The 17,596-nt window shown below is 69.9% G+C and carries 20 protein-coding genes; 14 read left to right on the top strand and 6 right to left on the bottom strand.

All coding sequences use genetic code 11. From position 1 onward, the window contains the following. Positions 1-36 precede the first annotated feature (36 nt). On the top strand, positions 37-699 hold the full coding sequence (locus tag ACGFNK_RS16895; RefSeq protein WP_393416507.1) for a protein-L-isoaspartate(D-aspartate) O-methyltransferase: 663 nt from the start codon (positions 37-39) through the stop codon (positions 697-699). A 71-nt stretch (positions 700-770) separates the two neighbouring features. Here the strand turns inward: ACGFNK_RS16895 and ACGFNK_RS16890 are convergent, their stop codons facing one another. Further along, positions 771-1,130, bottom strand: a complete 360-nt coding sequence (locus tag ACGFNK_RS16890) for an ATP-binding cassette domain-containing protein (RefSeq protein ID WP_393416505.1) — start codon at positions 1,128-1,130, stop codon at positions 771-773. A 30-nt stretch (positions 1,131-1,160) separates the two neighbouring features. Then, positions 1,161-2,198: a LacI family DNA-binding transcriptional regulator gene (locus tag ACGFNK_RS16885; RefSeq protein WP_393416503.1), complete on the bottom strand. Its 1,038-nt coding sequence runs from the start codon at positions 2,196-2,198 to the stop codon at positions 1,161-1,163. A gap of 98 nt (positions 2,199-2,296) precedes the next feature. On the opposite strand from ACGFNK_RS16885, the gene ACGFNK_RS16880 reads away from it, so the two are divergent. Further along, positions 2,297-3,154 carry a sugar phosphate isomerase/epimerase family protein gene (locus tag ACGFNK_RS16880; protein ID WP_393416501.1) on the top strand — a complete coding sequence of 286 codons (858 nt, stop codon included), beginning with the start codon at positions 2,297-2,299 and terminating at the stop codon, positions 3,152-3,154. 25 nt (positions 3,155-3,179) lie between these two features. Here ACGFNK_RS16880 and ACGFNK_RS16875 read toward each other — a convergent pair whose 3' ends face one another. Both ACGFNK_RS16875 and ACGFNK_RS16870 read right to left on the bottom strand, forming a co-directional pair. After that, on the bottom strand, positions 3,180-3,779 hold the full coding sequence (locus ACGFNK_RS16875) for a DUF998 domain-containing protein (protein WP_393416499.1): 600 nt from the start codon (positions 3,777-3,779) through the stop codon (positions 3,180-3,182). A gap of 79 nt (positions 3,780-3,858) precedes the next feature. Beyond that, positions 3,859-4,470, bottom strand: coding sequence for an ATP-binding protein (locus ACGFNK_RS16870; protein ID WP_393416497.1), 612 nt, complete (start codon positions 4,468-4,470; stop codon positions 3,859-3,861). Positions 4,471-4,650: 180 nt separating this feature from the next. Between ACGFNK_RS16870 and ACGFNK_RS16865 the strand changes: the two genes are divergently transcribed. From ACGFNK_RS16865 to ACGFNK_RS16855, 3 genes are all read left to right on the top strand, one after another. Next, positions 4,651-5,523, top strand: coding sequence for a helix-turn-helix domain-containing protein (locus ACGFNK_RS16865; RefSeq protein WP_393416495.1), 873 nt, complete (start codon positions 4,651-4,653; stop codon positions 5,521-5,523). Beyond that, the gene (locus ACGFNK_RS16860) at positions 5,520-5,765 is read left to right on the top strand and encodes a DUF397 domain-containing protein (RefSeq protein ID WP_388674159.1); all 246 of its coding nucleotides are present in this window, start codon (positions 5,520-5,522) and stop codon (positions 5,763-5,765) included. Before ACGFNK_RS16865 ends, ACGFNK_RS16860 begins: the two co-directional genes overlap by 4 nt. 77 nt (positions 5,766-5,842) lie before the next feature. Then, entirely contained in the window at positions 5,843-6,673 is an 831-nt protein-coding gene (locus ACGFNK_RS16855; protein WP_393416493.1) for an SAM-dependent methyltransferase, read from the top strand. Positions 6,674-6,726: 53 nt separating this feature from the next. On the opposite strand, the gene paaZ is transcribed toward ACGFNK_RS16855, so the two are convergent. Continuing rightward, complete coding sequence (gene paaZ, locus ACGFNK_RS16850) at positions 6,727-8,286, bottom strand: phenylacetic acid degradation bifunctional protein PaaZ (RefSeq protein WP_393416491.1); 1,560 nt, start codon at positions 8,284-8,286, stop codon at positions 6,727-6,729. 55 nt (positions 8,287-8,341) lie between these two features. Further along, positions 8,342-9,202: a VOC family protein gene (locus tag ACGFNK_RS16845; protein ID WP_393416489.1), complete on the bottom strand. Its 861-nt coding sequence runs from the start codon at positions 9,200-9,202 to the stop codon at positions 8,342-8,344. Positions 9,203-9,283: 81 nt separating this feature from the next. On the opposite strand from ACGFNK_RS16845, the gene ACGFNK_RS16840 reads away from it, so the two are divergent. From ACGFNK_RS16840 to ACGFNK_RS16800, 9 genes are all read left to right on the top strand, one after another. Continuing rightward, a complete protein-coding gene (locus ACGFNK_RS16840) occupies positions 9,284-9,877 on the top strand; it encodes a carboxymuconolactone decarboxylase family protein (RefSeq protein ID WP_393416487.1) in 594 nt (197 codons plus the stop codon). Continuing rightward, the gene (locus ACGFNK_RS16835; RefSeq protein ID WP_393416485.1) at positions 9,874-10,722 is read left to right on the top strand and encodes a fumarylacetoacetate hydrolase family protein; all 849 of its coding nucleotides are present in this window, start codon (positions 9,874-9,876) and stop codon (positions 10,720-10,722) included. Before ACGFNK_RS16840 ends, ACGFNK_RS16835 begins: the two co-directional genes overlap by 4 nt. A gap of 35 nt (positions 10,723-10,757) precedes the next feature. After that, positions 10,758-11,300, top strand: coding sequence for a MarR family winged helix-turn-helix transcriptional regulator (locus tag ACGFNK_RS16830; protein WP_393416483.1), 543 nt, complete (start codon positions 10,758-10,760; stop codon positions 11,298-11,300). Between the two features lie 165 nt (positions 11,301-11,465). Further along, positions 11,466-11,996, top strand: coding sequence for a cupin domain-containing protein (locus ACGFNK_RS16825; RefSeq protein ID WP_393416481.1), 531 nt, complete (start codon positions 11,466-11,468; stop codon positions 11,994-11,996). After that, the gene (locus ACGFNK_RS16820) at positions 11,993-13,219 is read left to right on the top strand and encodes a cytochrome P450 (RefSeq protein WP_393416479.1); all 1,227 of its coding nucleotides are present in this window, start codon (positions 11,993-11,995) and stop codon (positions 13,217-13,219) included. The genes ACGFNK_RS16825 and ACGFNK_RS16820 overlap by 4 nt, the downstream gene beginning before the upstream one ends. Before the next feature lie 41 nt (positions 13,220-13,260). Then, entirely contained in the window at positions 13,261-13,584 is a 324-nt protein-coding gene (locus ACGFNK_RS16815) for a 2Fe-2S iron-sulfur cluster-binding protein (protein ID WP_393416478.1), read from the top strand. Then, positions 13,581-14,822 carry an NAD(P)/FAD-dependent oxidoreductase gene (locus tag ACGFNK_RS16810; protein ID WP_393416476.1) on the top strand — a complete coding sequence of 414 codons (1,242 nt, stop codon included), beginning with the start codon at positions 13,581-13,583 and terminating at the stop codon, positions 14,820-14,822. Before ACGFNK_RS16815 ends, ACGFNK_RS16810 begins: the two co-directional genes overlap by 4 nt. Beyond that, a complete protein-coding gene (locus tag ACGFNK_RS16805) occupies positions 14,819-16,360 on the top strand; it encodes a class I adenylate-forming enzyme family protein (RefSeq protein ID WP_393416474.1) in 1,542 nt (513 codons plus the stop codon). The genes ACGFNK_RS16810 and ACGFNK_RS16805 overlap by 4 nt, the downstream gene beginning before the upstream one ends. Before the next feature lie 92 nt (positions 16,361-16,452). Further along, positions 16,453-17,571 (top strand): alcohol dehydrogenase catalytic domain-containing protein, encoded by a 1,119-nt coding sequence (locus ACGFNK_RS16800; RefSeq protein ID WP_393416472.1) that lies wholly within the window; start codon positions 16,453-16,455, stop codon positions 17,569-17,571. The last annotated feature ends 25 nt before the right edge of the window (positions 17,572-17,596 follow it).

The raw sequence follows: 17,596 nt of genomic DNA, 5'->3' as shown, positions 1-17,596 counted from the left end.
CCCGAGCTGCCTAGGCTGACGTGTGGTGAGCCGCCCATGAACTCCGTACCCAGTACGCCCGAAGATCTCGTGCGAGCCCTCGCAGCCGCCGGGATCAGGGACGAGCGGTTGCTCGAGGCCGTACGGACGACGCCCCGGGCGGAATTCGTTCCGGCTGGTCACGTGGCCGCCGCCTACCGCGACGAACCCGTTGCGATCGGGGAGGGGCAAGTCACGACTCAGCCGTCGCTGTCCGCCATGATGATCGAGGTCCTTGGCCTGGGCGGAAGCGAGCATGTCCTTGAGATCGGTACCGGTCTCGGTTTCCAGACGGCGCTGCTCGCCCGGCTGGCCGCCGACGTGGTCAGCATCGAGATGCGGCCGGACCTCGCCCTCCAGGCTCGCGGCAATCTCACGCGGCAGGGGGTACGGAACGTGGACCTTCGGGTCGGTGACGGCAGCGGTGGCGTGCCGGACCGTGCTCCGTACGACGCGGTCGTCGTGTCGGCCGCGTTCCCGGAGGTTCCCGCACCGCTGATCGCGCAGGTGCGGCCGTCCGGTCGCCTGGTGCAGCCGATCGGGCGGGGCGGACATGAGCGGGTCGTGTGCTTCGTGCGCACGACGTCGGGGCTGGAGCAGCGGCGGATTGTGACCGCGGCCCGCTTCGTCCGGCTTCAGGGACGATATGGCTTTCCGCAGGAGGACGCGGGTCCTCCGTGACGGGGCCGCGGTGACGCCGGAGAACGAGGTGCCAGAGAACGAGGCACGGCCTCGGACCGTGCCCCGTTCGGTCAGGCGTCGGCCTGTAGTTGTGCGAGCTCGGCCTCAAGGTGGGCCATGGCCTCGCCCCCGGCCATGAGGTCGGTGATCTCTTCCCGGGTGCGCTCACCCTTGTGGAAGTCGTCGGCCTTCTGGCCGCGGATGAGGACGGCGAAGGGGTCGCCGACCATCATGGCCTGGCGGACGTTGTGGGTGACGAGGATGACCGCGACGCCCTTGGCGCGGGCCTGCATGACGATCCGCAGGACGTGGGCCGCCTCCTTGACGCCGAGCGCGGCCGTGGGCTCGTCGAGGATCAGAACGTTGGCGCCGAAGTAGACGGCACGCGCGATCGCCAATGCCTGGCGCTCACCGCTGGACAGGCTGCCCACGAGGCGGTTGAGACGGCCTGTGATGCTTGATCAGCGCGGCTGAGCCGTGGTGCCCCGTATGACCAGGGAAGGAGCGAGGACGATCTCGCGGGGAGCGGTGCGGCCCTGGTCGAGGCGCTCGACGGCGGCCGTCACGGCCTGACGGGCCTGTTCCCCGGCGTTCTGGCTGACGGTGGTCAGGTCGAAGGCGGCCAGCCGGGACAGGGTGTCGTCGTCGTAGCCGGCGACGGAGACGGTGCCGGGCACGTCGATCCCGGCCCGCCGGAAGGCGGTGAGCAGGCCGATGGCGCTCTGGTCGTTGTAGGCCACGACGGCGGTCGGCAGGTCGCCGTCGTCGAGGAGGTGCCGGCCGGCCTTCTCGCCGGCCTCCTCCGTGATGTCCCCGTGCAGGACGCTGATCTGTCGGTCGAGACCGTGGCGGCGCATGGCGCTCCGGTAGCCGCGGCGCCGGTCGGTGGCGATGACACCCTTGCCACCGTCGACGTACGAGATCGTGCGGTGACCGAGGCCCACCAGGTGGTCGACGATCTGGCCGACTCCGTCGTCATCGGCGGTGCGGACGACGTCGAGTTCGGCGCCGGAGATCCGGCGGCCCACGGAGATGACGGGCGCCCTGCGGTCGAGTTCGGCGAGGACGGAGGCGGGGGCCACCGGGCCGAGGAGGAGCAGTGCCTCGCAGCGGAAGGCCAGGAGCGTCTCGACGGCCGTGCTCTCGTCGCGGGTCCGGGTCTGGGTGCTCAGGACGAGGTCGTAGCCGACCTCCTCGGCGGCGGTGTGCAGGTACTCGACCAGCTCGGCATGGAAGGGGCTGTGGATGTCGACCATGACGCCGAGCAGCCGGCTGCGCCTGCTGGCCAGGGCACTGGCCGTGCGGTCGGGGCGGTAGCCGAGTTCGGCGGCGGCCTTCAGGACGCGCTGCCGGGTGCGCTCGCTGGGCCCTGGCACGCCCCGCAGCACCAGCGACACCGACGCCGTCGACAGGCCGACGCGCGCGGCGACGTCCTCAAGGCGGGGGCGCGGAGTCGCGCCGTTGCCGCCCGCGGAGGCACCGGAGCCGAGCTCGTCCACACGACCTCCCGTGGTTTTGGGGCAGCACCCTTGACATCTGTCTGTGACGCCGCCGATAGTACCAGCACTTAAAGCGCTTTAATCGAGGAGTACGCACCATGAAGATCGCCCTCGACCCGTACATGATCCGCAGCACCCCGCTGCTCGAACTGCCCGCTGTGGTGGCCGAGTTGGGCTACGAGTGGATCGAGCTGTCGCCGCGGGAGGACTTCATGCCGTTCTTCCGCCACCCGCGCGTCGACGACGGCACGGTCGCGAAGTTCCGCAAGGCCCTGGAGTCCGCCGGCGTCGGTATCTCCTCCGTACTCCCGCTGTTCCGCTGGTCGGGTCCGGACGAGGACGCGCGGCAGGCCGCCGTACGGTACTGGAAGCGGGCCATCCAGATCACCGCGGACCTCGGCGTCACCAGCATGATCTCCGAGTTCAACGGCCGCCCGGAGGACCCGGACCGCAGCGAGGCCCAGTTCTGGAAGTCGATGGACGAACTGCTGCCGCTCTTCGAACGCGAGGGCATCCACCTCGCCCTGGAGCCGCATCCGGACGACTTCATCGAGGACGGCCACGACGCGATCAACTTCATCCGCGGCATCAACCACCCGAACGTCAGCTTCCTCTACTGCGCCCCGCACACCTTCCACATCGGCAACGACGCCCCCGGAATCATCGAGTACGCGGGCGACCTGCTCACCCACGTGCACCTCGCCGACGCCTTCGACCACACCGCGTCCTCCGGCAACCGCTACATCCTCAACCCGCCCGGCACCCCGGCCCGCATTCACCAGCACCTGAACATGGGTGAGGGCGAGGTCGACTTCGGCGAACTCTTCCGCGAACTCGACGCAGGCGGCTTCGACGGCACCCTCACCGCCTGTGTGTTCGCCTGGGAGGAGAAGGCGAAGGAGTCCTCCGTATTCATGCGGGAGAAGATCGGCGAATACCTGGCCACTTGGAAGTGACACCAATCCACCTGGCATGCGCCCCTCACATCGCAGGCCGGTCGTCGTCGGCATGGCGGACGCAGGAAGCGACGACCACGAAAGGCCAGACGGACTGGATGCAGGTCACGACGCGCTCGGCGACACCCGGAGCACCGTGACGGTGCAATTCGAGCAGGAACCATGCCGCGCCGACGGTCATCAGAGCGGTCGCCGCGAGCGAGGGCGCGGGCCGAAGTCCCCAAGGCGTGCCCGTTCTACGATCGGCGGCCAGGACCGGCCACACCGCCAGGAGAGCGAATCCGGCCCCGGCAACGAACCCGTGCCGCAGGGACCCCCCACTGCTCGGCGCCGGGCACAGTGCCACTCCCAGCGTCGCCACTCCCCCGCCGGCCAGCGCCACACGCCCGGCGAGTGCGGCCGGGCGCAGTCCCAGGGCGGTCAGCAGGTGGCAGACGCCCAGGGCGAGCAGTCCTCCGGTCATCACCCAGAATCCGGCAGCCCCGTACGCGGCCAGGACACTGATCGTCTGACTGACAGGGTCGTAGGCGGGCCCCTCCAGCACTGCCGCGATCGCCCAGCCTCCGGCCAGCAGGACGGGCGCACACCCCGATGAGAGCACGGCCCATCTAGGAACAAGTCGCATCAGGACACCGTAAAACGCCCATTCACGAAGATACGGTTCCTGTTCCGGTCAGTCCTCCACCTTCATTCCGGGTATGGCGTCACACGCGATCCGAGGCGAAAGCCGCCCACACCGCGTGCCCCCCGGTGAGAGCGGAGCGCTCGGCGCCCCACTCGTGCGCGAAGTGCTCCACGAGTAACAGGCCGCGCCCGCCTTCATCCTCCGGGCTCGGGTTGCGTGGGGGCAGGTTCCGCACCGTGAGGTCCTCGTCGTGCACTTCGAGGTGGAGCAGCCCGTCCGCGGTGAGGCCGGCGCAGCAGAGGATCCGGGTACTGGGGGTGTGGCGTATCGCGTTGGTGACCAGCTCGGACAGGATCAGGAGCGCGTCCTGGCGTAACTGCTCGGGCAGTCGCCAGGTGCGCAGCTGCTCACCCATCGCACAACGGGCTTCACCGACGCCGGCCGGGCATGCCTTGAGTTCGAGCCAGTGGACTCTGGCCGGGGTGGTGCCGACCAGGAGCTGGGGGGAGGGAGGGGACGTAAGGGAGGGCACAGTGGTCGCCTTCCGTCGGGGGACGGGTAGTGCGAAGAGCTGAGGGGGGAGCCTCACCGGGGCGGCGCGGAGACCTGTCGGTGCGGCAGCTAGTGCCCGATCCGGCCGCAATGCGCACCAAGTCCCGGACTGTGTCCAGGACTTGACGGGGACTGCCATCGCGGTCGGTGAGATCGGTCATGCTGACACTATGCTTGCCGGTCCGTTCAACCTGCAACCTCCTGCCTGATAATTTCAGGTAGCCGGTATCCGTCTGGCGTCATCACCAAGTCGCTGTCAGACTCATGCAGGTGACACCTATTCAGCTACGCCGGTGACACTCATTCAGGAGGTAAGGCCGTGAGCGAAGCCCGTTCGGGCGCCGGCACCGGCGCTCCCACCGTTCTCCGCATGATCCTCGGCAAGCGGCTGCAGGACCTGCGGCTCGGCGCCGGGGTGTCGCTGGACGAGGCGGCCAAGGCCCTGCGTGTGAAGCCCTTGACGATCCGGCGGCTGGAGAAGGCCGAGGTCAGCCTCAAGATCCTGTACGTGGAGCTGCTGTTGCAGACGTACGGGGTCGGCCGGCAGGAGATCGACGAGTTCATCGAGCTGGCCGAACAGGCCAACCGCCCGGGCTGGTGGCACCGCTACCGCGATGTGCTGCCCGGCTGGTTCACCGCCTACGTCAGCCTGGAGAGCGGCGCCAAGACGCTGCGTACGTACGAGCCCCACTACGTCACGGGCGTCCTGCAGACACACGCGTACGCCAGGGCCGTCCTGCGCGCCGGCTTCCCCAACGACAGCGACGAGGAACTCGAGCGAAGAGTCGGTCTGCGCCTGCGCCGTCAGAGCCTGCTGACGAAGCCGTCGGCGCCGACCCTGTGGGTGGTGATGGAAGAGGCCGTACTGCACCGGGTCGTCGGCGGGCCGGAAGTGATGCGCGAGCAGATCGACGAGCTGCTGGCGGCGGCCGAACTGGACCATGTCAGTCTCGACATCGTGCCGTTCAGCGCAGGCGCGCACACCGGCGCGTTCGCCCCCTTCACCTACTTCCGTTTCGAAGAGCCGGAGCTGCCGGACATCGTCTACACCGAGCTCCTCTCCGGCGCCGTCTACCTCGACCAGCGCTCCGACGTGGCCGCCCACCTCGAGGCGCACAACCGGATGTCCCTGCTGACGTCGACCACCGAGAGCAAGGCTCTCCTGAACCGCATGCGCAAGGAGTACACATGAGCAGCACCGGTACCTACAACGGCATGCCCGCGACGGAACTCGGTGAGCAGGGCTGGGAGTGCCCGTGGAGCGGTACCAGCGGCGGGCAGTGCGTGGAGACGAAGCGGCTCGCCGACGGCCGGGTGGCCTTTCGGCAGTCGACGGATCCGGCCGGTCCCGCGCTGATCTACACGCCCGAGGAGTTCAGCGCGTTCGTCACGGGGATCAAGAACGGGCTGGCCGATCACCTGACCAAGAGCTGAACCAGACCGGCCTCGGACCCCCACCTTGCCTGCTGCCACCTGGCCGGCATGCCGAAGCACACCTCTGAAGGGACAAGATGACCTCCCCCCACACCGCGCGGCACATCGACACCAGCAGGCCGCACTCGGCCCGCATGTACGACTACTACCTCGGCGGCAAAGACCACTTCGACGTCGACAAGGAGGCTGCCGAGAGGGTTGCGGCGGCGTACCCCGGCATCTTCGTGTGCGCCAGGGAGAACCGCGCCTTCATGCACCGCGCCACCCGTGTCCTCGCCCGGGAGCACGGCATCCGGCAGTGGCTCGACATAGGCACCGGCATTCCGACCGAGCCCAATCTGCACCAGGTGGCCCAGGCCGTCGTCCCGCAGGCCAGGGTCGTGTACGCCGACAATGATCCCCTCGTCCTCAAGTACGCCGAGACTCTGATGCACAGCGCCCCTGAGGGCCGTACGACCTATATCGAGGCGGACGTCAACGACCCCGAAACGCTCCTGAACGCCCCGGAGTTGGCGGAAGTCCTGGACCTGACCGAGCCGGTCGCGCTGTCCCTCAACGCCCTCATGCACTTCGTCCCCGACTCCCAGGACCCGTACGGAATCGTCGGCCGCCTCATGAGTGCCCTCCCCTCGGGCAGCGCCCTCGCCCTGACCCACTGCACCCCGGACTTCGACCCCACCACGTGGGAGAACGTCACGAAGATCTACACCGGTGCCGGAACCCCCGTGCAGTTCCGCTCCAAGGCCGACGTCTCACGCTTCTTCGACGGCCTCGACCTCCTCTCCCCCGGCATCGCCCTCGGTCACCGCTGGCGCCCGGAGGCCGCGGACGGCAGCTCCGAGGGGCCCGCGCCGGAGCCCACGGATGCCGAGGTCAGCCTGTGGACAGGGGTAGCCATCAAGCCGTAGTGCTTACTGTCTGGGCCTTCGCTCTCGCCTGCGAGGACCCTACAGAGTGACGGTCACGCGGGGTCGGCGGGCCGGAGGGCGTCGAGCAGCCGGGGCGAGGCCTGGAGTGCCGTGCGCTGCATCAGGTCCAGAACGCCCCGCGTGCCCGCCATCTCCGAGCCGCCGCCCGCCCGGCCGGGGCCACCGTGCCTCAGGGCGGGGAGCGGTGAGCCGTGCCCGGTGGTCTGCGCCATGTTCGCCGAGTCCATCAGGTGCAGCCGTCCGTGCCAGGGAGCGGCGTCCTGGACGAAGGCAAGCGTCCAGGCGAGATCGTCGCTGACGACGGAGGCCGCGAGGCTGCCCCGGCCGCGTGCCACCAGGTCCGTCGCGTGGGTCGTGTCGCGGTACGCCATGACCGTGGCGGCCGGTCCGAACGGCTCGACCTCGTGGGGTGCGGCGGCGTCCGGGTCGGCGGAGATGAGCATGGTGTCCAGGAAGGCCCCTCGCTCGGGGTCGGCGTCGACCACCCGCACCTTGTCCGGGTCGCCGTGGACGAAGCGGCCGGAGTCGGCGATCGCCCGCGCGGCCCGGCGTACGTCCTCGCGTTGCTCGAGGCTGACGACCGCGCCCATCCGGACGCCCTCCGCGGCCGGGTTGCCGATGCTCACCCCGGCCAATTCGGCGGAGATCGCGTCCAGCGCGGCGAGTTCGTGCTCCTGCGGGACGAGCACGCGGCGGATCGCCGTGCACTTCTGGCCGGCCTTGACCGTCATCTCGGTCACGGCCTCGCGGACGAAGGCCTCGAAGAGGGGTGATCCGGGCTGTACGTCGGGGGCGAGGACGATGGCGTTGACGGAGTCGGCCTCCGCGTTGAACCGGATGGAGCGGGCGACCAGGTTCGGCTGCGTGCGCAGTGTCTCGGCGGTGGCGGCGGAGCCGGTGAAGGACAGCACGTCCTGCTCCAGGAGCAGGTCGAGTGCGGGCCGGACCGAGCCCACGATCATCTGCAGGGCGCCGGGCGGCAGGGCTCCGGCCTCGGTGACGATCCGGACGAGGTGTTCGGTGAGGTACGCGGTGGGGGTGGCCGGCTTCACCACGCTGGGCATACCGGCCAGCAGCGCCTGGGCCAGCTTCTCCAGCGGGGCCCAGACGGGGAAGTTGAAGGCGTTCACCTGAAGCATCAGGCCCGGGGAGGGGGTGCAGAGGTGGACGCCGAGGAAGTCGTCGCCGCGTGCGAGGCGTTCGGCGGGGCCCTCGACCAGGTACGGCGCGTCCGGCAGTTCGCGGCGCGCGCGGGTGGCGTAGTCGCGCAGGACGCGGATGCCGCCGTCGACGTCGTACCGGGCGTCGAACAGGGTCGCTCCGGCGCGGGCCGACAGCGCGTACAACTCCTCGCGGCGGGCACGGACAGCTGAGGCGAGCGCGTCCAGAAGGTCGGCCCGCTGGTGAAAGGTGAGGGCGCGCAACGCGGGGCCGCCGACGCCGCGGGCATGGTCCAACGCTCCGGCGAGGTCGAGGCCTTGGGAGGAGACGTGGCAGACCAGGTCACCGGTGATCGCGTCGCGCACCTCGGCCGCCGACGCGTCCGTGGCCGTGGGGGTGACCCAGGTGTCCTGAAGATGGCTCTGGAGCATGGATACGGCTGCTTTCGTCGGAGAGGGCTGCAGGGGGAACGTACGACATGGTCCGTCACACGACGGGGTGGTGCCCCCAGATGTCGGCGGTGTACACGCGGCTGACCCAGGTGCTCTCGTCCACCTGCACGCCGCCCGCGCCGATCTCGATGCCGAATCCGGCGGGCGAGGTCATGTAGAAGGAGAACATTCCGTCGTTGGCGTGTTTGCCGAGCGTCGCCATGAGTTCGACGTCGTGCTCGCGCGTGCGGTCGAGGGCGCGGCCGACTTCTTCCGCGGTGGTCACCTCGCACAGGATGTGGTGGGTTCCCTCGTTCTTGTGCGAGCGGATGAAGGCGACGCTGTGATGCCGCGGGTTGCAGCCGAGGAAGTAGAACGTGCCCCAGGGGTAGTCGGCGGTGTCGCTGAGCCGGAACCCCAGGACGTCGCAGTAGAAGTCGACCGCCTCCTGCACGTGCGGTGTCTTCATCACGACGTGCCCGAGGCCCTGTTCACCGGTCACGAAGTCGACGCCGAGCGGTGAGACGAACTGGCTCGGGGCTAGGCGGCGGCCGCAGAACAGCTCGGTGCGGATGCCGAGCGGGCCGGTGAAGTGCACCATCCGGGCCACCTGGCGGTCGTGGCACTCCTCGTCCGTGCCGACGGCCACGTCGACGTCGGCCTCCTTGAGCCGCACCGTCATCTCGTCGATCGCGGCCCCGTCCCGGACCTCCCAGCCGATGACCGTCACGCCGCCCGTCGGGGCCTCGGTGAGCCACATACGGAAGGGGTGCTGGTCCATGCGCAGGCGATAGCGCACCTGCCCCTCGGGGTCGGCGGGTTCGACCGCGAGGCCTATCACTGTCCGGGCGTACTCCGCCCATGCTGTCGGGTCGGGCGTGCCGATGCCCACGTACCCAAGGCTCTGGATCGTCATGACGACGACGATATTTGTCAGACCCTTGACGGTCAAGGGTCATACGAATACGTTGACGTCATCGAGCCGAGGAGGACTCCGATGCCGGGAGATGTGCCCGAGAAAGCCCGCGTACGGCCGGTCGACGAGGCCGACCTGCAGGAGAAAACGCTGGCGGCACTGGCGCCGTACCGCGATCAGAACGGCCGGATCTACACGATCTGGGCAACCCTGGCGCACCACGAGGACGCACTGCGCCGCTTCCTCGTCTTCAGCAACCACGTGCTGGGCAAGAACACCCTGCCGCCGGCGTCCCGCGAGCTGATGATCCTGCGGATCGCGGCCCGTGCGCAGGCGGCGTACGAGTGGGATCAGCACGTCAGGATCGCCCGCCGGGCGGGCCTGGCCGACGAGTCGATCCTCGCCGCGGCGACCGGCGTATGGGACGTCCTCGACGCACTCGACCAGGACCTGCTCGCCGCAACGGACTCGCTCGTCGACCGCCAGTCCGTGGACGACGAACTGTGGGGCCGACTCGAAGCGCACCTGAGCGTCGAGCAGATCATCGACGTCCTCTACACCGTCGGCCAGTACCTGACCATCGCCACCGTCATCAACACGCTCGGCGTGCAGACAGAGGGCGACCTCGCGCTCCCCCTCCCCCAGCTCTCCGACCAGAAGGAAGTACCCGCATGAAGCTCGCCAACCTCGCCGGCCGCCCCGTCGCCGTGCGCGGGGACCGCGCCCTCGATCTCGCGGACGCCGGCAAGGGAGCGATCGAGCCGCGCCTCGAGGTCCTCTCCGACCTCTCACTCCACGACGAGCTGCGCACTCTCGCCGAGCGTGCCGCGGACGCCGACTGGAGGCCGTTCGACCCGCAGGATCTGGGCCGCGTCGCCAAGCCGTACAAGGCGATCGGGGTAGCCCTCAACTACCGTGCGCACGCCGAGGAGTCCAACCTCCCGGTCCCGGACGAGCCGTCGGTGTTCGCCAAGTTCGCCTCGTCGGTGGTCGGCCCGTACGACTCCGTCGTGGTGGAGCCTCAGTACGACAAGGTCGACTACGAAGCCGAGCTCGTGGTGGTCATGGGGAAGACCGGCAAGAACATCCCCGAGGCCGACGCCTGGTCTTACGTGGCGGGTGTCACCGCGGGTCAGGACATCAGTGACCGCAAGGAGCAGTGGCGCAAGCCGATCAACCAGTTCACGCTGCCGAAGTCGTACGACACCTTCAGCCCGATCGGCCCGTACCTGGTCACCGTCGACGAGTTCGAGGACCCGGACGACATCGAGGTGGCCGGCTGGGTCGACGACCTCGAGGTGCAGCGGGGCCGCACCTCGGATCTCATCTTCAGCGTGCCCGAGCTGATCGCCTGGCTGTCGAAGCGGGTGACGTTCGAGCCGGGCGACCTCATCTTCACCGGCACCCCGGCCGGCTGCGGTGTCCGCCGCACCCCTCGGCTGTACCTCACCGAAGGTAAGGTCCTGCGGACCGAGGTCACGGGCGTGGGCACTATGGTCAATCCGATCGTCGCCGGCTGACACAAGTCCGGCCGTACGAGGAAGGGTGGGAGATCGTGACGGACACCACGCGTGAACCGGACACCACGAATGTGCAGCGGACCCGCGAGTTCGCGGAGCTGCTGCGCCATCACCACCGAGAGCTGGGGACGACCGACCCCAGGGATCTCGACGCGATCGAGATGGTCACCGACCTCACCCGCCTCGAAGCCCGGCTCACCAAGGACTTCGAACGGCACGTACACCGGCCACTGGGCCTGACCTGGGCGGGCTTCAGGATCCTCAACGCCCTGTGGACCTACGACGGCCTCGCCCAGCAGGACATCGGCCGGGTCTCCGGCTCCACACGCGCCAGTATCTCCAGCGCGCTGGCGACCCTGGAGAAGAGCGGTCTCGTCACCCGCCGACGGGTCGAGACCGACCGCCGCCAGCTGATCGTCGAACTCACGGAAGAGGGCCGCGAGACGCTGCGGAAGGCCATCGAGGCCCAGACCCTGCGTGAGCGGGCATGGACCGCCGTCCTGCGCGACGACCAGCTCAGTGAGCTGGTTCACCTGCTGCGAACCCTGGTCAACCAGGACACCCCGGCCGCAGACTGACCGCGCCCAACCTGACCGCTCATACCCGAACCCCCACATAGTGACCGCTCGCGGACGCGGAACAGCGTCGGCGACGGCCTCACCGTAGGCGGCGACCTCACAAAAATCGTCAGGGTTCTGACTGTCATACCCCAAACGCCGAAGTGCTTCTCAAAGGAGAGAACCATGGCCCGTCGTGTCGTCACCGGTGTCAGCGCCAGCGGCAAGCCCGTGATCGTCAGCGACGGCGAGCCGCCGCTCACCCACAGTTTCGTCCACACCCCGGGCCACGCCAGGTCCCTGGTATGGAACACGACGGCGCCCGCCACCCCGTCGGCCGACCCGACGGCATCGCTGCAGTCCTTCCTGCCCGCTCCCGGCGAGACGATCGCCCTGACCGTCACCTTCCCGCCGAGCAGTGTCTACGCCGCCCCCGGCTTCGACCCCGCCGCCGCGGCGGCCGAGCAGCTGGCGACCTCCCCCGGACTCGCCGAGCTCTTCGAGCCCGACAACCCCGGTATGCACACCACACCCACCGTCGACTACGGCGTGGTCCTGTCCGGCGAGATCGTCCTCGACCTGGACGGCGGCGAGACGGCGGTCCTGGGGCCCGGCGACATAGTCGTGCAGAACGGCACCCGCCACGCCTGGCGCGTCACCGGCACGGAGCCCGCCACGATGTTCTTCGTCCTGATCGGCGCGGACGGCACCTCATGAACGCCGTCACCACCGCGGCCCCCGGTGCGCCGGTCGTCGAGCTCGACCTCTCCGAGCTGCGCCACGACCCGTACCCCGCCTACGCCGAGCTGCGCCGCTCCGCCCCGCTGGCCTGGGTGCCCTCGGTCGGACGGCACCTGCTGACCCGGTACGACGACATCGTCCACGCGGAGAAGCTGCCCGAGGTGTTCAGCTCCCGCGAGGAGGGCTCGCTGCTCCTGCGCACCGTGGGCCCCAACATGCTTCGCGAGGACGACCCTGAGCACCGGCGGCTGCGTTCCGCCGCCGAGCCGCCCACTCGCCCCCGCCAGGTCCGCGACCTGTGGGCCGGGTCCTTCGAGCGCACCGCGCATGAGTTGCTCGACCGGATCGCCGGACGCGGCGAGGCCGACCTGATCCGCGACTTCGCGGAACCGCTCGTCGCCGCCAACCTGGCCCTGGTCCTCGGCCTGCACAACACGACCGCCGACGACATCGCCGCCTGGTCACGGGCGATGATGGACGGCAACAGCAACTACGCCAACGACCCCGACATCTGGCTCCGCGCCGAGCAGGCAACCCGGGCCATCGAGGAAGCGGTGGCCGAGATCGCCGAGGCGGTCCGCCGCGAGCCCGACGGCTCGGTGATCTCCTCCATGGTCCACGCGGCCGAGCCGGTGGACCTCGCCGAGATCCAGAACAACGTCAAGGTCATCATCGGCGGGGGCGTCAACGAGCCGCGTGACGTCTTCGGCGTGGGCGCCTGGGCGCTGCTGCAACGTCCCGAGGTGCTGGAGCGGGTGCGGGCGGACCCGGCGATGTGGAAGCGCGTCTTCGAGGAGACCGCCCGCTGGATCTCGCCGATCGGCATGTATCCGCGCCAGCTCACCCAGGACTACGAGATCGCCGGCGTCACCCTGCCCGCAGGGAGCCGTGTCGCGCTGGTGATCGCCTCGGGGAACCGGGACGAGTCGGTCTTCGAGCGGGCCGACGAGTTCGACGTCGACCGTCCCCACCACCCGCACCTCGCCTTCGGCGGCGGTCCACACTTCTGCATGGGCGCGTGGGTCGCGCGCCACGAGGTCAGCGCGCTCGCCTGGCCCCTCGTCTTCGGCCGCCTCAAGGGACTCCGCCTCGCCGGAAGCGCGACAGCTTCCAACAGCCGCTCCGCCGCGGGCCGCCTGGAGGGCTGGGTGTTCCGGGGACTCACCTCGCTGAACGTCACCTGGCAGGCCTCCGCCTGAGCCCGGCAAGCCCCCTGAGCCGTCCCCATCGGGAGGACTTCATGCCCATCGTCATCTTCGAGTTGCCCGACGGCACCCAACGCAAGGTCACCGCCGAGTCCGGGACGGTGCTCATGCGGGCGGCCGTGTCCAACGGCGTCGACGGCATCGTCGCGGAGTGCGGCGGAAACGCCTCCTGCGCCACCTGCCACGTCTACGTCGACGACCGGCACGGCGACCTTCTGGGACCGCCGAACGACGTCGAGGACGAGATGCTGGACTTCACCGCCGCCGAACGCCGGCCCACCAGTCGGCTGAGCTGCCAGGTCCAGATCTCCGACGCGCTCGACGGGCTGGTCGTACACGTCCCGGAGGAGCAGGTATGAGCGGCACGAAGACGGCGCGCGTGGTCGTCGTCGGCGGAGGTCAAGCCGGCTTCAGCGTCGCCTCGACACTGCGCGGTGCGGGGTACGAGGGTCCGGTCACCGTTTTCGCCGACGAGCGCCACCTTCCGTACGAGCGGCCGCCGTTGTCCAAGAAGGCCCACACGGACTCCCTCCGTGTCGAGTTGGTGCCGGAGTCCTTCTACAAGGAGCGGGACATCGAGCTGCGGCTCGGCGAGGACGTGGTCGCGATCGACACCGCCGCCTACGCTGTGGTCACGGGAACGGGCACCCGCGTCTCGTACGACCACCTCGTCCTGGCCACCGGCGCGCGCAACCGCCCGCTGCCCGTCCCCGGCACCGAGCTGACCGGCGTCCACGCGCTGCGCTCGCTCGACGACGCCCTCGCCATCGGCCGGGCGCTGACGACGGCCCGTGACGTGGTCGTCGTGGGCGGAGGGTTCATCGGGCTGGAACTCGCCCAGGTCGCCAGGGCACACGGGGCGCGGGTGACGGTGGTCGAGCTGGCCGACCGGCTGCTGAGCCGGGCTGTCTCGCCGCAGTTGCAGGAGCGCCTGCGGGAGAGGCACGAGCGTGGCGGCGTCCGGATCCTCACCGGGACGGCCGTGCAGTCGATCGAGGGCACGGACCACGTGCGACAGGTCGTCACCGACCGCGGCGCGCTCCCTGCCGACCTCGTCGTCTACGGCATCGGAGCCGCCCCCAGGGACGAACTGGCGCGGGACGCGGGTCTCGCCGTGGAGGACGGCGTGATCGTGGACGAACAGCTGCGCTCGATCACCGATCCCCGGATCTCCGCCGTGGGCGACTGCGCCCGGCACCCCCATCCCCACGCGGACGGGCTGGTCCGGCTGGAGTCCGTGCAGAACGCCACCGACCAGGGGGCACTGGTCGGCCGGCGTATCGCCGGGTCCCCGAGTCCGTACGAGAGCCTGCCGTGGTTCTGGAGCGACCAGGGCGACATCAAACTGCAGATCGCCGGGCTGCGCGCGAACACCGATGACGTGCGTCTGGCGTTGGGCGATTCTCCGGAGCGGCTGGCCGCGTACGCGTTCCGCGACGACCGGCTGGTGGCCGTCGAGACGTTGAACTGGCCCGCGGAACACCTGGCCGCCCGCCGGGTGCTGGAGCGCAGCCAGCCCGTCTGTGCGGCCGACCTCGCGGGTTCGACGCTCGGCGCGCTCGTCCGGGCCCGACGTGCCGCGGAGGTGCGGGCATGACCGGAACATCCGCGGACACCTGGTTCGGCGCCCATCTCGTGGCGAGCGCGGCCGAGGTCGGCTCCCGGCTCGCCCTGGTCTTCACGGACCGGACATGGACCTATGCCGAGCTGGACCTGGCCATCCGGCGCACCGTCGCCCGCCTCGACAAGTTCGGCGTGCGCAAGGGTGATCGCGTCGTGATGCAGGGGGCGGCGCGGCCCGAGGCCCTGATCACGCTGTTCGCGGTGACGAGGATGGGGGCCGTCCTCGTACCCGTCCATCCTCAGGTGGCCGGCGGCGAGTTGGCCGTCGTCTGCGAGGACACGGCGCCGCGTACGGTCATCGGCGACGAACGGTTCCTGAGCGCCCGCCCTGCCGACGGCGGTGGCGGTGGTGGTGGCGGCCGGGGCGGTGGTGGTGCCGGTGGTACGAGCTTCCGCCTGACGTGGGAGGACCTGCACCCCGGCGACGAGCCGTCCGCGCCCGCCTCGGAAGGACTGAAGCCGCCGGCCGGCTCCGACGTCGCGGTCATCGCGTTCACGTCCGGAACCTCCGGCCGCCCCAAGGGCGTAGCGCTGACGCACGCCAACCTGTACTGGAGCATGGTCAACGGACTGTCGCGGCTCCCCGTGGGCGAGGACGACACCGCCCTCGTCTCCACGCCGCTGGCCCACGTCGCCGTTCTGGGCGGGCTGCCTCAGTACACCTGGGCGCGTCGCGGGACAGTGGTGCTGGCCCCGAGGTTCGACCCGGACCTGTTCATCGACCTCGTACGCGACCACCGGGTCACCTGCGCCTTCGCCGTACCCGCCATGGCCGCCCTGTTGGCCCGTCATCCCCGCTTCACAAGTGGCGACCTGGACACCTTGCGGTGGATCCTCTCCGGCGGGGCACCGGCCCAGACGGCGATCAGGGCACAGCTGAACGAGCGCGGGGTCGGAGTGGCCGACTCCTACGGCCTTACGGAGACCAGCGCCGGCGTGACGTACTCCGCGCCCGACGCGAACGCGGAACCGGCCACCGTGGCGGGACGTCCCGTGCCGCACGTCGAGCTCCTGGTCGTGGACGAGGCGGGATCGCCCGCCCCGGACGGCGCGGTCGGCGAGATCTGGGTGCGCGGACCGTCGGTCGCGTCGTCGTACTGGACCGCCTCCGGGCCGCGGCCCGCCACCGACGCCGACGGCTGGTTCCACACCGGGGACAGGGGCCGGACCGACACCGAGGGCCGGATCGAAGTCGTCGGCCGGGTCAAGGACACCATCATCACCGGCGGCGAGAACGTCGACCCCGCCGAGGTCGAGAACGCGCTGATCGACCTGCCGGGCGTCGTCGAGGTCGCGGTGTCCGGGACGCCGGATCCGGTCTGGGGCGAGATCGTGACCGCCTTCCTGGTCGCCGACGGCGGTGAACCGTCCCTGGACGACATACGCGCCCACCTCGACGGCCGGCTGGCCCGGCACAAGTGGCCGCGGCGACTGCGCGTCGTACCGGCGCTGCCGCGAGGAGCGACCGGGAAGCTCCAGCGGCAGCGGCTGACGACACTGCTCGACGACTGACCCACTCCCCACAACTCCCACAACTCCGACAACTCGCCCGAGACGACACCACAGTTGGCGCCGTCTCCCCCACCCATACCCGAGGAGACGCCATGAGTGCGACCATGCGAGCCGCCCGGATGCACCACGTCGGCGAGCCCATGAAGATCGAGGACCTCCCCGTTCCCGAGCCGGGCCCCGGCGACGTCCGCGTGGCCGTGCACGCCGTCAACATCGTTCCGAACCTCGCCAACATCCTGAACATGTGGACCACTTGGTTCCCGCACAGCCCCCTGCCGACCCTTCCGGCGATCTTCGGCCTTGACCCGGCGGGCGTGGTCGAGGCGGTCGGCGAGGGTGTCCAGGGATGGGAGGTCGGCGACCGGGTGTACGTCAACCCGGGCCGGAGCTGCGGGGCTTGCCGCTCGTGCCGCAACAACGACTCGATCAACTGCGCCAGTTACGCCTTCGCCGGATATTTCGGCTTTTCGTCGACCGCGATCGACCTGCTGGACCGGTACCAGGGCGGCCTTGCCGAGCACATGGTGGCGCCGGCGTACGCGCTGGTGAAGCTGCCGGACAACCTGTCCTTCGAGGCCGCCGCCCGCTTCGGCTACCTCGGCACCGTGTACTCCGCCCTCCGCAAGGCCGGCGCCGGGCCGGGCAAGACGGTCCTGATCAACGGCATCAGCGGCACTCTGGGCATCGGGGCGGCCCTGCTCGCCCCCGCCTTCGGCCTGACGCACGTCTACGGCACCGGACGCGACCGGCAACTGCTCGACCAGGTCGGCAAGTTGGCGAACGGCCGCCTGCACCTGCACTCCCTGAACGACGGTCCGCTCGACGAGTGGATACGTGAGGAGACCGACGGCTATGGCGCCGACATCTACATCGACGCGCTCGGCCCGGGTGCGCCGCACGAGACGTTCCTGGCCGGGATGCGGGCGATGGCGCGCGGCGGCATCGCGGTGAACATCGGCGCCATGGTCGGTGACCTGCCCGTCGACATCCACCGGATGATGGACCAGCAGCTGCGGCTGATCGGATCCGCCTGGTTCACCTCCGGAGAGGGCCAGGCGATGGCCGACCTGGTGGAGGCCGGCGTGATCGACCTCAGTCCCCTGGAGCACCACGTGTACCCGCTGGAGCAGGTCAACGAGGCCATCAGTGGGATCGCTCAACGCAACGGCGGCTTCAGCAACTTCATCATCAGCCCGACGGCCACGTCGTAAGCAACCCGACGGCCACTGTGGAACC

The sequence above is a fragment of the Streptomyces sp. NPDC048825 genome (assembly GCF_043198355.1).
GTDB lineage: Bacteria > Actinomycetota > Actinomycetes > Streptomycetales > Streptomycetaceae > Streptomyces > Streptomyces xiangluensis.
This window is presented reverse-complemented; position numbering and strand designations above follow the sequence as displayed.